The sequence below is a fragment of the Streptomyces sp. NPDC052016 genome (assembly GCF_044548445.1).
In the GTDB taxonomy this organism is placed as follows: domain Bacteria; phylum Actinomycetota; class Actinomycetes; order Streptomycetales; family Streptomycetaceae; genus Streptomyces.
In genome coordinates this window covers 1-14,531 of record NZ_JBIUBX010000033.1, presented here as the reverse complement: position 1 = coordinate 14,531, position 14,531 = coordinate 1, and the positions used below count along the sequence as shown (strand labels likewise).

Genomic DNA, 14,531 nt, shown 5'->3' with positions numbered 1-14,531 from the left:
GGGTGTCCGAGAAACGATCCGTCGTCCTGATGTCCCTGGGCCATGCGTGCGTGGACGTGTACCAGGGGGCCGTGGCCGCGCTGGTCCCCTTCTTCGTCGCCGAGCGCGCCTACTCCTACGCCGCCGCCTCCGGCATCGTCCTGGCGGCCTCCCTGCTGTCGTCGGTGGCGCAGCCGCTGTTCGGTGTGGTCACCGACCGGTGGGCGCTGCCGTGGCTGCTGCCGCTCGCGGCCCTGGCGGCGGGGGCGGGCGTGGCCGCCGCGGGGGTGGGCGGCTCGTACGCGCTCACGCTGGTGGCGGTGGCCGTCTCCGGGGTCGGAGTCGCCGCCTACCACCCGGAGGCCGCGCGGGCGGCGCGTGCCGTGGCGGGCGGCCGGCACACGGCGATGGGCTGGTTCGCGCTCGGCGGGAACGTGGGGTTCGCGCTGGCGCCGCTGGTGGTCTCGGCGGTGGTCGGGGCGGGCGGCCTGCGGTCCACTCCGCTGCTGGTGGTGCCCGCGGTGGCGGGGGCGGCACTGTGCGCGGCCGCGGTGCGCCGGGCGGGCCCGCATGCCGTGGACGGTGCGGCGGCCGAGGGGGCGGGCGCCGACGACTGGGTGTCGTTCCTGCGTCTGTCGGGGGCGGTGGTGTGCCGCTCGATCGTCTTCGTGGGCCTGAGCGCGTTCGTCGCGCTGTACGTCCGTGAGCGCGTCGGCGGCGGGCCCGCGGCAGGCACGGCCGCGCTGTGCGTGCTCTACGCGGGCGGCGCGGTGGGGACGCTGGCCGGCAGCCGGCTGGCCGGGCGGTACGGGCGGCTGGCGGTCGTGCGCCGGTCGTACCTGGTGACGGTGGTCGCGGTGGCCGGTGTGGTGTGCGTGCCGGGCCCGGCGCTGTACCTGTTCGTGGCGTTGGCCTCGGCTGGGCTGTACGTGCCGTTCTCCCTGCACGTGACGTTGGGCCAGGACTGTCTGCCCCGGCGCATGGGCACCGCGAGCGGGGTCACCCTGGGGCTGACGGTGAGCGTCGGGGGGATCGCGGCCCCGGCCGTCGGCGCGCTCGCGGACGCGACGTCCCTGCAGGTCGGACTGCTCCCTCTCGTCGTACCGCCCGTGGTGGCCTGGCTTCTGCTGCGAGGGCTGCGCGAACCGGCTCCCGCGGGCGGCGCGCCCGAGCGGACCTGAGGTCAGGCTCCGTCCGAGGGGGCTCCGGCGGCCCGGTCGGTGTCCTCGTCGCCGGCGTGGGAGAGGAAGTCGTCGACCATGCGGTGGAAGAGGGTGGCGAGCTGACGCAGTACCACTCCCCCACCCGAGGCGGGCATCGGCCGCCCCGGCGGCTGCGGCCCCACCGGGGCACGGGGCGTCACCCCCGGTACGGACGGCCCGCCGCAGGAACCGCCCGCCCCGCCCATCGCGTCGTCCCCTCCCAAGACCCGCATCCGCCACCCCCCACACTCCTCGCCTCCCCTCCCCCTCCCCTCCGTTCAGGGGAAACGCCCGGACCGCGCGCGTGGCGTGGGGCCGTCCGGTCGACACCTCACCCGTGACCCTGCCGCTGATCCCCCCCATGCTCGCCACCCCCGGCACCCTCCCGCCCGCGGCGCAGGACGCGCGTTGGGCCTACGAGACCAAGCAGGACGGGCAACGGGTGGTGGTCTACCTCGCCGGTGACGGGAGTGTCGTGCTGCGCGCCCGCTCGGGGGAGGAGATCACCGCCGCCTACCCCGAACTGCGCTCGCTGGGCGGCGCGCTCGGGCGCACGGCCGCCGTGCTGGACGGGGAGGTGCTCGCGCTGGACGAACAGGGCCGGGCCGACTTCCAGTTGCTGCAGTCCCGGATGGGGCTGGTGCAGGCGCCGGCCAAGGCGGCGCGGCTCGCGGCGGCGGCGCCCGTCCACCTGGTGCTGTTCGACGTGATGCATCTGGCCGGCCGCTCCCTCGTCCGGCTCCCCTACCTGCGGCGGCGGGCCCGGCTGGAGGCGCTCGGTTTGGAGGGCCCGTCCTGGTCGACTCCGGGCGCGATCGTCGGGCACGGGCGTGAGGCGCTCGAGGCGACCCGCGCGCACGGCCTGGAGGGGCTGATGTGCAAGCGGCTGGACTCGGTGTACGAGCCCGGCGTGCGCTCCCGGGCCTGGATCAAGATCCGCAACATGCTCACGGCGGACGTCCTGGTCGGCGGCTGGCTGCCCGGCAAGGGCCGGCTCACGGGCCTGCCCGGCGCCGTCCTGGTCGGGCAGCGCGCGGGATCCGTCCTGCGGTACGTCGGCAGCGTGGGCACCGGCTGGAGCGAGGCGGAACGCGCGGAACTCACGGCGCTGCTGCGGACGCTCGCGACCGACGTGTGCCCCTTCGACCCGGTGCCGGCGGCGCCGAACGCGCACTGGGTGCTGCCCCGGCTGGTCGGCGAGGTCCGCTTCAGCACCCGTACCCGGGCGGGGCTGCTGCGCCAGCCGTCCTGGCTGCGGCTGCGCACGGACCTCACGCCCGAGGAGTCGGCGGCCGACATCCCCGACAATCCCGCCTGATGTGCCGTCATGATCCGAGTGTTGGGCTGCGCTTCACCACGGATACGCCTGCGACCTCTTGGCGCGGACGGGAAAAGCCGGGAAGCTGAACCGCCTTTTCCCCCACAGCCGTTGGGCCGCTCACGCGGCCCGGAGGAGGACGCAGTGTCGTCACCGAAGTTCAAGGCGCACCGCCGCAGATGGCTCACCGGCCTCGCCGGTGCCGCAGCGCTCGTCGTCGCCTTCCCCACGGTCGCCTTCGCCGCCCCGCCGCAGGCGCTGCCGGCCAACGCCGATGCCGCCGAGCGGACGTACCAGCCCGCGTTCGACTACGACACGGACGGCTGCTACTCCACGCCCGCGATCGGCCCCGACGGCACGGTCAACGGAGGTCTGAAGCCGACCGGTTCGCTCAGCGGCGACTGCCGCGACGCCTCCGACCTGGACAACACCAACAGCTACTCGCGCTACAAGTGCAACAACGGCTGGTGCGCCTACCTGTACGGCCTGTACTTCGAGAAGGACCAGGCCCTGTCGGGCACCAGCATCGGCGGGCACCGCCACGACTGGGAGCACGTCATGGTCTGGGTGCAGAACGGCCAGGTGCGGTACGTCTCGACGTCCAACCACGGCTCGTTCACCGTCACCGCGGCGTCCGGTGTCCGCTTCGACGGCACGCACGCGAAGATCGTGTACCACAAGGACGGCATCAGCACCCACTGCTTCCGGCTCGCGAACTCCAACGACGAACCGCCGGAGAACCACAAGGGCACCTGGCAGTACCCGCCGCTGGTCGGCTGGAACGGCTACCCGGCGGGCGTGCGCGAGAAGCTGAGCGCGTACGACTTCGGCAGCGCCCACTTCGGCCTCAAGGACGCCTCCTTCGCCAACCATCTCAACTCGGCGAAGCCGTCCGGGATCACCTTCGACGCGTACGCGTGACCCGACGGCCGGGATTCGGTCCCGGGGTGGAGGACCCGAGCCGTGCGCGGGTTCGGCCCCGGGCCCGATCCCGGTGCGCGGCCGGGACCGTAGCGTCCGGTGCATGACCACGAACGACACGAGCGGACGGCTAGACGAGGCCTACGAACGACTCCACACGACGGGCCCGGAGCGGCTGGGACGGCTCTCCAACCACGCCCCGACGACCGGCTCGGCGCCGCCGCCAGGGAGAAGGTGCGCTTCACGCTGACCGTCGAACCGTGACCCGCGGGAGGGACTATCGTGTCCCGCATGTCCGCTCCGGAGCTCATCCGTATCGTCTCCCGCGACTCGCCCATGGCCCTGGCCCAGGTGGAGCGTGTCCGCGCGGAGTTGGCCGCCCTGCATCCCGGTGTGCGCACCGAGGTCGTCCCCGTGAAGACGACCGGCGACAAGTGGATGGGCGATCTGTCCAAGGTCGAGGGCAAGGGCGCGTTCACCAAGGAGGTGGACGCGGCGCTGCTGGCCGGTGAGGCCGATCTCGCGGTGCACTGCGTCAAGGACGTCCCGGCGGACCGGCCGCTGCCCGCGGGCACGGTGTTCGCCGCGTTCCTGAAGCGGGACGACATCCGGGACGCCCTCGTGCACCCCGGTGGTCTCACCCTCGACGAGCTCCCCGCGGGGACGCGGATCGGCACCTCCTCGGTGCGCCGGGTCGCCCAGCTGGCCGCCACCCACCCGCACCTGGTGTGCGTGCCGTTCCGCGGCAACGCCAACCGCCGGCTGGAGAAGCTCGCGGCGGGCGAGGCGGACGCGCTGCTGCTCGCGGTGTCCGGGCTGGAGCGCATCGGTCGGCGGGACGTGATCAGCGAGGTGCTGTCGCCGGAGACGATGATGCCGCCGATCGGCGCGGGCATCCTCGCCCTGCAGTGCCGTGAGGGCGACGCGGACCTGATCGACGCCGTCAGCGGGCTCGGCGATCCGGCCACGCACCGGGAGGCGACCGCGGAGCGCATGTTCCTGCACGTGCTCCAGGGCCACTGCAACAGCCCCATCGCCGGGTTCGCCCGCGTCGACCGAAGCGGCGAGCTCTCCCTGCGCGCCTGCGTGTTCACCCCCGACGGCAAGACCCGGCTGAACGCCCACGAGTGGGCGGGCCGCCTCGACCCGGCCACGCTGGGCACCTCGGTGGCCGTCGCACTGCTGCGTCAGGGCGCCCGCGAGATCATCGACGGCATCCCGCACTAGGGCTTGTCAGGCGGTGCCCTCTTCGGCCTGGTCCCGCAGGAAGTTGCTCACCTGACGGGCCAGGCTCTCCCGGCCCGTCCCGGCCGCGGTTCCGGCGGTGCCCTCGTGCAGGCCGACCCCGCCCACCCACATCCGGCGCCCGGCCCATTCGTCGTCGACACGCAGCTGGACCTGTACGTCCACCGTGGCGAGCGCGGCCTCCGGTCCGGCGGCGTACAGGACGGCGGTGGCCCGGCGCAGCGGGTAGACGTCGAAACCCTCGATGAACTGCGAGTTGCGCCAGTCGATGAACGCGGCCTCCCCGTCGGGCCCGATCCGCACGTCGAGCTGACCGTCCTCGAGGTGGATGCCGAGGCTGCGCTCCCCGCGGTTCTCGACGGTCACCCGCAGACAGAAGTACGTCAGCCCTTCGGCGGCGTCGTCACGCCCGCGGGGCGGCTCCGCCCGCTCCAGGCGGTGGACGCGAACCCGCAGACCGGCATGCTCGTCGTACTCGTGCCAGTCCCCGACCACGTTCGGCTCGTACACAGTCCACCTCTCGCCTTGTTACGGGCTGCTTCCTATCCGTGTGCTCAGTGCACTGTCAAATGAGCGGAATGCGCTGTGGCCAGGGAATTCAACCCTTTTGATCGTTGATCAAGCCGTGCGCAGGGACGATCCGCATCCGGACCACACCGGGGCGGTCCGCGGGCGTGCCGCACATCACGTCCCGGCGGCACATCCCGGGCGGGATCCGCGGCACGTTCGAGGGCGCGGATGCGGCCGTGGTGCGTCAGTCCCACCCGGTCGCAGTAGTGGTCGGCCTCGTCCATGGAGTGGGTGGTGACCGGGACGGTCATGCCGGTGGGCTCCCGGACGGCGGTGATGTGCTCCCGGACACTCGTTTGGGCGCTCGGGTTCAGGCCGATGGTCGGCTCGTCGAGGATCAGCAGCCTCGGGACGCTGACCAGGGCCTGCGCCGGTTCGAGGCGGCGGACCATGCCGCGGGAGCAGGTGCCTGCGACCCGGTCGGCGGCGTCCGTGAGGTCGACGGCGGCCAGGGCCTCGGCGACGCGTTCGGCGCGTTCGCGGCGGGTCGGGCCGAAGACCCCGGCGAAGAGATGGGCGAGTCGGGTGCGGGCGACGGCGTCGGTGGTGACTGTCGGCCTCCTCGTGCAGCTGGACGGCGAGTGCGCGCAGGGCCGGGAGCGCGGCGCGCAGCGCCTCCCGGTCGGCCATGTCGCGGCGGGCGAGGTGGCGGCCGACGAGCGCGCACGCCGCCGCCTCCAGTCCTCCAGCCGGGCTTCGGCCGCCCCGGTGAGCAGCAAGCGTGGGGCGCACCGGTCGGCGGAGTCGGCCAGAGGCCAAGAAGGCCCTACAAGTCATATTATTTGTTTCATGTCGTCCCATACCGGGCATGTGGACAGATGTGCTTCGGACAGGAGGCACGTCCGTGGAATCCCGCCGAACGGGCCGGTCCCGGGTCTTCTCTGCCAGCTCCGAGCGCGCGTCCCACGGTGTCCGTCCATCCCCCGGCACCCTCCTGAGGGAGGCGCGCGTGATGCGTAGCACCGTCAGAACCAAGCAGCACCCCCATGACGACGCCCCCGACACCGCCGAGTCCTTCGCCCGGCTCGCGGAGTTGCCCGAGGGGCCGGAGCGCCGGGCGCTCCGGGACGAGCTGGTCCGGCTCTGGCTGCCCATGGCCGAGCGGATCGCCGTCCGTTTCCGGGGGCGCGGCGAGGCTCTCGAGGACCTGTACCAAGTGGCGGCCCTCGGGCTCGTCAAGGCGGTCGACCACTACGATCCGGGCCGCGGCCGCGCCTTCGAGGCGTACGCGGTGCCGACCATCACCGGAGAGATCAAGCGCCACTTCCGTGACCACATGTGGACGCTGCACGTGCCGCGCCGGGTGCAGGACCTGCGCAACCGGGTACGGCACGCCGCCAAGGAGCTGTCCCAGACCACCCCCGGGCGGCCCCCCACCGTCGCCGAGATAGCCGAGTACGCGCACCTGACCGAGGACGAGGTACGCACCGGGATGGAGGCACTGGAGTGCTTCTCGGCGCTGTCACTGGAGGCCGAGATGCCGGGCACCGACGGCTACGCCCTGGCGGACGCCCTCGGGGACGCCGACCCCGCTTTCGACACGGTGGTCGACCGGGTGGCCGTCACGCCCAGTCTGCGGGCTCTGCCGGAGCGCGAGCGGACCATCCTTTACCTGCGCTTCTTCGGAGGTATGACCCAGAGCAGCATCGCCGAACAGCTGGGCATCTCGCAGATGCACGTCTCGCGGCTGCTGAGCGGCTGCTTCGCCCGGCTGCGGGAGGAGATCGTCCCGGAAGCCAACTGAGGACGCGGGCGCGCGGCGGTACCGGATGCGGTCCAACGGGGGTGCGCCCGGGATCTGTGGGGGGCCGTCCCGGTCGACGAGGCTCTCCAGCTCCGTGCGGATCTCCTCGGGCGTCTCCCCGCCGCGCCCCCGGTCGGGGATCATCCGGCCTCCTCGAGCTGGTCGGCCTCTTGCCGGAGTCGGGTGATCCGGTTCGTTTCGTCGCGCGACTCGCGCGGTACTCGGGGCACTCCTCCATCGGGCCACCGGGCCTCCCGGCAGGCGCCGTGGACGGTTCCGGCCGGACACTGGGGGGAAGGCCCCCGGTCGCCGCCGACGGATCAGGAACGCGAGTGCCATGAACGATCATCCGACATCTGCCCCCGGTGCGAAGGAGGTCGTCTCCACGCACTCGGTGTTCGGCGCACCCTGCTGGGTGAGCCTGACCAGCCGCGACCTGGAGGCCACCCAGGAGTTCTACGCGGCCGTACTCGGCTGGGAGTGGCGCCGGGGGAGGCTCGGCGACCACTTCCGGACCGCTCTGGTCGGCGACGTCCCGGTCGCCGGGGTGGCCGCCGTCGCCGCGATGTGGCAGATGGCGGTCGCCTGGACGCCGTACTTCGCCGTGCCGAGCGCGGACGTGGCCGCGTCCCGCGCCCGGGAGCGCGGCGGCACGGTGGCCGTGGGCCCGATCTCCCTCCCGCCCGGCCGGGCGGCCCTGCTGGCCGACCGGGAGGGCGCGACCTTCGGCATCTGGGAGGGGCAGCTGAACAGCAACTGGAAGGCCTGGCGGCAGGCCTCCCCCACCTTCATCCGGCTGCACACCCGCGACGCCTTCGACTCCGCGATCTTCTACGGCGAGATCCTCGAGTGGGCCTCGGACCGGCCCGGCTGCTGCGAGGTCCACTACGAGGGCGGGGAGGTCGTGCTGCGCAGCGGGGGCGACATCGTGGCCCGGATCGAGTCGGGCGCGCTGGAGGCGGCGCCCGACCCGACGATCCGGCCGCACTGGCAGATCCACTTCGCCGTCGCCGACGTGTCGGCCTGCGCGCGGACCGCGGAGAAGCACGGCGGGAGCGTGCTGGCGGAGAGCGACGACGAGGCGGTGCTGCGGGACCCCGACGGGGCCCAGTTCACGGTGACCTCCCGCCGGGACCGCTGAGGGCCGGCCGCGCCGAGCGCGCCTCCCGGACGTGACCCACGTCCGGGAAGCGCGCTCGGCCCTTCTTCGGCCTGCCTTCCGCGCTACTCGGGGCTGGAGCGCTTCGGGGGACGGGACAGCACGACCAGGCCGCGGGCCTCGACCCGCACCTCGGCGCCGGCCTTGTACTCCGTCTCGTCGGGTTGTCCGTCGGACTCCACGGTGTCGACGCACACCGTCCACCGCTCTCCGTACTCGGCGCCGGGCAGCCGGAAGACGACGGGCTCCCAGTAGCTGTTCAGCAGCAGCAGGAAGGAGTCGTCGACGACGGGCCGGCCCTGCGGGTCGGGTTCGGCGATGGCGTCGCCGTTGAGGAAGACGCCGACGCAGTGCGCGTCGGAGCGCTGCCAGTCGCGGTCGGTCATCTCCCGCGCGTCCGGCAGCAGCCACACCAGGTCGGGCAGCGGCTGGCCGGCGTGCGTCACGGTCTCGCCGCGGAAGAAGCGGCGCCGGCGCAGGACGGGGTGGGCGGAGCGCAGGGCGACGAGGTGGCGGGTGAAGCCGACGAGGTCGTGCTGCTCGCGCGTGAGCCGCCAGTCGATCCAGGAGACCTCGTTGTCCTGGCAGTAGGCGTTGTTGTTGCCGCGCTGGGTGCGCCCGAGTTCGTCGCCGTGGGACAGCATCGGGATGCCCTGCGACAGCAGCAGCGTGGCGAGGAGGTTGCGCTGCTGGCGGGCGCGCAGCCGGCGGACGGCCGGGTCGTCGGTCTCGCCCTCGACCCCGCAGTTCCAGGACCGGTTGTGGCTCTCGCCGTCCCGGTTGCCCTCGCCGTTGGCCTGGTTGTGCTTGTCGTTGTACGAGACGAGGTCGCGCAGGGTGAACCCGTCGTGCGCGGTCACGAAGTTGACGCTGGCGCGCGGGCGCCGCCTGTTGTGGGCGTACAGGTCGGAGGAGCCGGTCAGACGGGAGGCGAACTCGGCGAGCGAGCCGGGTTCCGCCCGCCAGAAGTCCCGCACCGCGTCGCGGTAGCGGCCGTTCCACTCCGACCACAGGGGCGGGAAGTTGCCCACCTGGTAGCCGCCCTCGCCGACGTCCCACGGCTCGGCGATGAGCTTGACGCGGCTGATCACTGGGTCCTGCTGGATGAGGTCGAAGAACGCCGACAGCCGGGACACCTCGTGGAACTGGCGGGCCAGCGTGGCCGCGAGGTCGAAGCGGAACCCGTCGACGTGCATCTCGGTCACCCAGTAGCGCAGCGAGTCCATGATGAGCTGGAGGACGTAGGGGTGGCGCATCAGCAGGCTGTTGCCGGTGCCGGTGGTGTCGTAGTAGTGGGACCAGTCGCCGTCCACCAGGCGGTAGTAGGAGGCGTTGTCGATGCCGCGGAAGGAGAGGGTGGGGCCCTTCTCGTTGCCCTCGGCGGTGTGGTTGTAGACGACGTCGAGGATCACCTCGAGGCCGGCCGCGTGCAGCGCCTTCACCATCGCCTTGAACTCGGCGACCTGCTGCCCGCGGGTGCCCTGGGCGGCGTAGGCGTTGTGCGGGGCGAAGAAGCCGATGGTGTTGTAGCCCCAGTAGTTGGACAGGCCCCGGTCCTGCAGGACGCCGTCCTGGACGAACTGGTGGACCGGCATCAGCTCGATCGCGGTCACGCCCAGCGAGGTGAGGTGCCCGGTCACCGCGGGGTGCGCGAGACCGGCGTAGGTGCCGCGCAGCTCGGGCGGGACGTCGGGGTGGGTGCGGGTCAGACCGCGCACATGGGCCTCGTAGATCACCGTGTCGGCGTAGGCGAGCCTCGGCGACCGGTCGTCGCCCCAGTCGAAGGCGGGGTCGGTGACCACGCCGAGCAGGGTGTGCCCGGCGCTGTCCTTGGGGTCGGGCCGGTCGCCCGCTCGTTCGAAGAGGGAGGCGTGGTTGTCGATCTGGCCGTCCACGGCCCGTGCGTACGGGTCGAGCAGCAGTTTCGACGGGTTGCAGCGGTGCCCGGAGGACGGGTCCCACGGCCCGTGCACCCGGTAGCCGTAGCGCTGCCCCGGGCCGATGCCGGGCAGGTAGGCGTGCCAGACGAAGCCGTCGACCTCGCTCAGCGTCACACTGCGGCTGCTGCCGTCGTCGTCGACGAGCACGAGGTCGACGCGCTGGGCCACCTCGCTGAACAACGCGAAGTTGGTTCCCTCGCCGTCGAAGTCGGCGCCCAACGGGTAGGGGTGCCCGCTCCACACGGGCACCCCTGCACTCCGGTTCCGCCGCGAGGTCACCGGGCGCCCTCCAGGACGCCGTCCGACCCGTCCGCGGCGGCCAGGGCCGCGACCGGCAGATCGCGCGGCACCTGCAGCCCCTCCCGCAGGCTCGGCTCCGGCGCGGTCGGCACCAGCGGGACACGCTCGCCGGCACGGGCGCGCTGCGAGAACCAGATGACCTTGCTGCCGGTGGCGGTGGCACAGCAGCCCCAGCCGTCGCTCATCGCGGCGATGTGCTCCAGGCAGCCGCGCAGGTCCTGGTCCGGGCGCAGGTCGCGGTCGTCGCCCCCGACGGCGGTGATCAGATGCTGGCCGTTCCACCACATCTCGATCGACGTGTGCTTGTCCGTGGCGTGCTCGTCGATGGCCTTCAGCAGCATCTCGGCGCCGCGGCAGACGGGCTCGACGAGGGTCTCCAGATCCCAGTACCGGAGGTGCGCGGCCAGGATGCGCCTGACCTGTCCGACCCGTTCCGGACTCACGTCCACGTCGAGGTGGTAGTAGCAGGGCACTGCGGTCTTCATCGTCGTTTGCTCCTCACCGGCGAGGCTCCGCTTCGCTCGGCCTCACGACCGAGCCCCGAACACAAAGCGTGAGCGTTGATCGCTCCTGAGTCACAACCACAGTGCGGCCGCTACGCCATTCGTGCAACACGAGCACACCACGACCAAGATCCAACAGGACGTTGGGTGGTGGGCCGTGCACCATGAGTGAAGGCCTCGGGAGGATTGACGGTTCCGCACCTCTGCATACAGGGCCGACCCGCTCGTCGCGGGGCGATGTACCTCTCGAACTCCCGGAAGGTGAACAGCGCCATGCTGCTGCCAGCGAAGACCGAAGTAGCCAGACGCCTGCGCAGTTACCGCACCTGGGAGCGCGCGATGCTCGCGTGCCCCGGCGACCGCGCGGTGCGCGCCACCTTCGAGGACTGCGGTTACACCCTCTGCGTGCTGATGGGCAAGCGTTGCGCCCGGGAGGCAGCGGACGCCGCCGAGCAGTACCTGCGCGGGGGCACGGACGCCCGCCCCCGGCGGGGCGGCCGGAAGCGCGGGAAGAGCATGGCGCGCGTTTCGGCGGCGCGGCCCGTGCCGCGGGTGGCGGCTGAGCGTTAGCAGGGCGCGCCCGCGCCACGGCGGCCCGGCATCCGGCCGCGGGCGGCAGCGGCCTTTTCCAGTGCAGGTGTTTCGGTACAGCGGAGGTGCAGCGTGAGGTCCACGAAGGCGATCGGTCGTATCCCGGTGCGGGACGTCCAGCCGCTTGTGGAGTGCGGCAGGCGACCGGCCAAGTCCGTGGTCGGGGAAACGTTCCGGATCACCGCGACGGTGTTTCGCGAGGGTCATGACGCCATCGGCGCGAACGTGGTCCTCAAGAACCCGGACGGCCGCCGTGGACCGTGGATCCCCATGCGTGAACTCGCCCCGGGCAGCGACCGCTGGGGCGCCGAGGTGACGCTTGACGAGGTGGGCCGGTGGACGTACACGGTGGAGGCCTGGAGCGACCCCGTCACCACCTGGCGCCGGCACGCGGAGATCAAGATCCCCGCGGGCATCGACACGGGTCTCGTCCTGGAGGAGGGCGGCCAACTCCACGAACGGGCAGCCGCGCGCGTGCCGCGCGGTCCTGCGCGCGCGGTCCTGCGGGAGGCGGCGAGGAAGCTGCTCGACGACTCGCTGCCGGCGTCCGAACGGTACGGGGCGGCGCTCGCACCGGAGGTGGACGAGGTCCTCACCCGCCATCCGTTCCGGGAGTTCGTGTCCGCCGGCACGCCGGTGCCCCTGCTCGTCGAACGCGAACGGGCCCTGTTCGGCTCCTGGTACGAGTTCTTCCCCCGCTCCGAGGGCACGGCCGAGCGTCCGCACGGCACCTTCCGCACCGCCGCCCGCCGGCTCCCCGCGATCGCCGCGATGGGCTTCGACGTCGTCTACCTGCCGCCGATCCATCCGATCGGCACGACGTTCCGCAAGGGCCGCAACAACTCCCTGAGCGCCGGGGCCGAGGACGTGGGCGTGCCGTGGGCGATCGGCTCGCCGGAGGGCGGCCATGACGCCGTGCACCCGGAGTTGGGCACGATCGAGGACTTCGCCTGGTTCGTGGAGCAGGCGAACGCACAGGGTCTGGAGATCGCGCTGGACTTCGCGCTGCAGTGCTCCCCGGACCACCCGTGGGTGCAGAAGCACCCGGAGTGGTTCCACCACCGCCCGGACGGGACCATCGCCTACGCGGAGAACCCGCCGAAGAAGTACCAGGACATCTACCCGATCGCCTTCGACGCCGACATGAACGGCCTCGTGAAGGAGACCCTCCGCATCCTGCGGCACTGGATGGCGTACGGGGTGCGGATCTTCCGGGTGGACAACCCGCACACCAAGCCGGTGGTCTTCTGGGAGCGGGTCATCGCGGAGGTCAACCGCACCGATCCCGACGTGATCTTCCTCGCCGAGGCCTTCACCCGGCCCGCGATGATGCACACGCTCGCCCAGATCGGCTTCCAGCAGTCGTACACCTACTTCACCTGGCGCAACAGCAAGCAGGAACTGACCGAGTACCTCAGCGAGTTGTCGGGCGAGGCGGCTTCCTACATGCGGCCGAACTTCTTCGTCAACACCCCGGACATCCTGCACGCCTACCTCCAGCACGGCGGCCGTCCCGCCTTCGAGGCGCGCGCGGTCCTCGCCGCCACGCTCTCCCCCGCCTGGGGCGTCTACAGCGGCTACGAGCTGTGCGAGAGCACACCGTTGCACGAGGGCGGCGAGGAGTACCTCGACTCGGAGAAGTACCAACTCAAGCCGCGTGACTGGGAGGCGGCCGAGCGCGAGGGGCGCACCATCGCCCCGCTGATCACACGACTGAACGACATCCGGCGGCGCCATCCCGCGCTCCAGCGGCTCAGGAACCTCCGCTTCCACGGGACCGACAACGACTCCGTCATCGCCTACAGCAAGCGCGCGGGGACGGACACGGTGATCGTCGTCGTCAACCTCGACCCGCACCACGCCCAGGAGGCGACGGTCTCCCTGGACATGCCGCAACTCGGCCTGGACCACGGCGACCCGCTGTCCGTGCACGACGAACTGACCGGTGAGACGTACGCCTGGAGCAGGACGAACTACGTCCGCCTGGAGCCCGGCCGGGCGCCGGCCCACGTGTTCCACGTCCGGTGACCCGCAACCGCAGATCGGAGGCTCCAGAGCGCCATGACCGTCAACTCACCCGTCCCGGACACCTTCGAGGACACTCCCGCGAAAGACCGCGACCCGGATTGGTTCAAGCGCGCGGTCTTCTACGAAGTCCTCGTCCGCTCCTTCCAGGACAGCAACGGCGACGGCGTCGGCGACCTCAAGGGCCTCACCGCCAAACTCGACTACCTGCAATGGCTCGGCGTCGACTGCCTCTGGCTCCCGCCCTTCTTCAAGTCCCCGCTCAGGGACGGCGGATACGACGTGTCGGACTACACCGCCGTCCTGCCCGAGTTCGGCGACCTGGCCGACTTCGTCGAGTTCGTCGACTCCGCCCACCAGCGCGGCATGCGCGTCATCATCGACTTCGTCATGAACCACACCAGCGACCAGCACCCGTGGTTCCAGGAGTCCAGGAACAACCCCGACGGACCCTACGGCGACTACTACATGTGGGCCGACGACGACAAGCAGTACGCCGACGCCCGCATCATCTTCGTCGACACCGAGGTCTCCAACTGGACCTACGACCCGGTCCGCAACCAGTACTTCTTCCACCGCTTCTTCTCCCACCAGCCGGACCTCAACTACGAGAACCCGGCCGTTCAGGAGGAGATCCTGGCCGCCCTCCGTTTCTGGCTCGACCTCGGCATCGACGGCTTCCGCCTCGACGCCGTGCCGTATCTCTACGCGGCCGAGGGCACCAACTGCGAGAACCTTCCGGCGACCCACGCTTTCCTCAGGCGGGTCCGGAAGGAGATCGACGCGATGTATCCGGACACGGTGCTGCTGGCGGAGGCCAACCAGTGGCCCGAGGACGTCGTCGACTACTTCGGCGACTTCGCCTCCGGCGGCGACGAATGCCACATGGCCTTCCACTTCCCGGTCATGCCGCGCATCTTCATGGCGGTGCGCCGGGAATCCCGCTACCCCGTCTCGGAAATCCTCGCCAAGACCCCGGCCATTCCGTCGGGTTGTCAGTGGGGGATCTTCCTGCGGAACCACGACGAGCTGAC

Annotated in this window: 13 protein-coding genes and 1 pseudogene; 9 read left to right on the top strand and 5 right to left on the bottom strand. The window is 71.7% G+C overall.

Going from position 1 to position 14,531, the window contains the following annotated elements; translation table 11 throughout:
- Positions 1-29 precede the first annotated feature (29 nt).
- A complete protein-coding gene (locus tag ACIHAR_RS33700) occupies positions 30-1,160 on the top strand; it encodes an MFS transporter (RefSeq protein WP_400023112.1) in 1,131 nt (376 codons plus the stop codon).
- A gap of 2 nt (positions 1,161-1,162) precedes the next feature.
- On the opposite strand, the pseudogene ACIHAR_RS33695 reads toward ACIHAR_RS33700, so the two are convergent.
- Positions 1,163-1,270: pseudogene (locus tag ACIHAR_RS33695) on the bottom strand (MarR family transcriptional regulator); the annotation flags it as partial.
- A 248-nt stretch (positions 1,271-1,518) separates the two neighbouring features.
- Between ACIHAR_RS33695 and ACIHAR_RS33690 the strand changes: the two are divergent.
- The 3 genes from ACIHAR_RS33690 to hemC all read left to right on the top strand — a co-directional run bounded on the left by ACIHAR_RS33690 (position 1,519) and on the right by hemC (position 4,647).
- The gene (locus ACIHAR_RS33690) at positions 1,519-2,499 is read left to right on the top strand and encodes an ATP-dependent DNA ligase (protein ID WP_400023031.1); all 981 of its coding nucleotides are present in this window, start codon (positions 1,519-1,521) and stop codon (positions 2,497-2,499) included.
- A 144-nt stretch (positions 2,500-2,643) separates the two neighbouring features.
- Positions 2,644-3,420: an NPP1 family protein gene (locus tag ACIHAR_RS33685; RefSeq protein ID WP_400023030.1), complete on the top strand. Its 777-nt coding sequence runs from the start codon at positions 2,644-2,646 to the stop codon at positions 3,418-3,420.
- 291 nt (positions 3,421-3,711) lie between these two features.
- A complete protein-coding gene (gene hemC / locus ACIHAR_RS33680; protein ID WP_400023028.1) occupies positions 3,712-4,647 on the top strand; it encodes a hydroxymethylbilane synthase in 936 nt (311 codons plus the stop codon).
- A gap of 6 nt (positions 4,648-4,653) precedes the next feature.
- Here the strand turns inward: hemC and ACIHAR_RS33675 are convergent, their stop codons facing one another.
- On the bottom strand, positions 4,654-5,175 hold the full coding sequence (locus ACIHAR_RS33675; protein WP_365471309.1) for a hypothetical protein: 522 nt from the start codon (positions 5,173-5,175) through the stop codon (positions 4,654-4,656).
- A gap of 44 nt (positions 5,176-5,219) precedes the next feature.
- Positions 5,220-5,954: an ATP-binding cassette domain-containing protein gene (locus tag ACIHAR_RS33670; protein WP_400023027.1), complete on the bottom strand. Its 735-nt coding sequence runs from the start codon at positions 5,952-5,954 to the stop codon at positions 5,220-5,222.
- A gap of 233 nt (positions 5,955-6,187) precedes the next feature.
- Here ACIHAR_RS33670 and ACIHAR_RS33665 point away from each other — a divergent pair, with 233 nt between their 5' ends.
- Together ACIHAR_RS33665 and ACIHAR_RS33660 are read left to right on the top strand one after the other, a co-directional pair.
- The gene (locus tag ACIHAR_RS33665) at positions 6,188-6,979 is read left to right on the top strand and encodes an RNA polymerase sigma factor SigF (RefSeq protein ID WP_365471315.1); all 792 of its coding nucleotides are present in this window, start codon (positions 6,188-6,190) and stop codon (positions 6,977-6,979) included.
- Positions 6,980-7,316: 337 nt separating this feature from the next.
- Entirely contained in the window at positions 7,317-8,120 is an 804-nt protein-coding gene (locus ACIHAR_RS33660) for a VOC family protein (protein WP_365471318.1), read from the top strand.
- 83 nt (positions 8,121-8,203) lie between these two features.
- Here ACIHAR_RS33660 and glgX read toward each other — a convergent pair whose 3' ends face one another.
- Positions 8,204-10,327: a glycogen debranching protein GlgX gene (gene glgX / locus ACIHAR_RS33655; protein ID WP_365471321.1), complete on the bottom strand. Its 2,124-nt coding sequence runs from the start codon at positions 10,325-10,327 to the stop codon at positions 8,204-8,206.
- Positions 10,328-10,353: 26 nt separating this feature from the next.
- Positions 10,354-10,863 carry a pep a2 gene (locus tag ACIHAR_RS33650; protein ID WP_365471324.1) on the bottom strand — a complete coding sequence of 170 codons (510 nt, stop codon included), beginning with the start codon at positions 10,861-10,863 and terminating at the stop codon, positions 10,354-10,356.
- Positions 10,864-11,154: 291 nt separating this feature from the next.
- Between ACIHAR_RS33650 and ACIHAR_RS33645 the strand changes: the two genes are divergently transcribed.
- From ACIHAR_RS33645 to ACIHAR_RS33635, 3 genes are all read left to right on the top strand, one after another.
- Positions 11,155-11,451 (top strand): DUF5133 domain-containing protein, encoded by a 297-nt coding sequence (locus tag ACIHAR_RS33645; RefSeq protein ID WP_365471327.1) that lies wholly within the window; start codon positions 11,155-11,157, stop codon positions 11,449-11,451.
- 93 nt (positions 11,452-11,544) lie between these two features.
- Complete coding sequence (locus tag ACIHAR_RS33640) at positions 11,545-13,500, top strand: alpha-1,4-glucan--maltose-1-phosphate maltosyltransferase (protein ID WP_400023026.1); 1,956 nt, start codon at positions 11,545-11,547, stop codon at positions 13,498-13,500.
- A 33-nt stretch (positions 13,501-13,533) separates the two neighbouring features.
- On the top strand, positions 13,534-14,531 hold a 998-nt coding region (locus ACIHAR_RS33635), incomplete at its 3' end, for an alpha-amylase family glycosyl hydrolase (protein WP_400023025.1).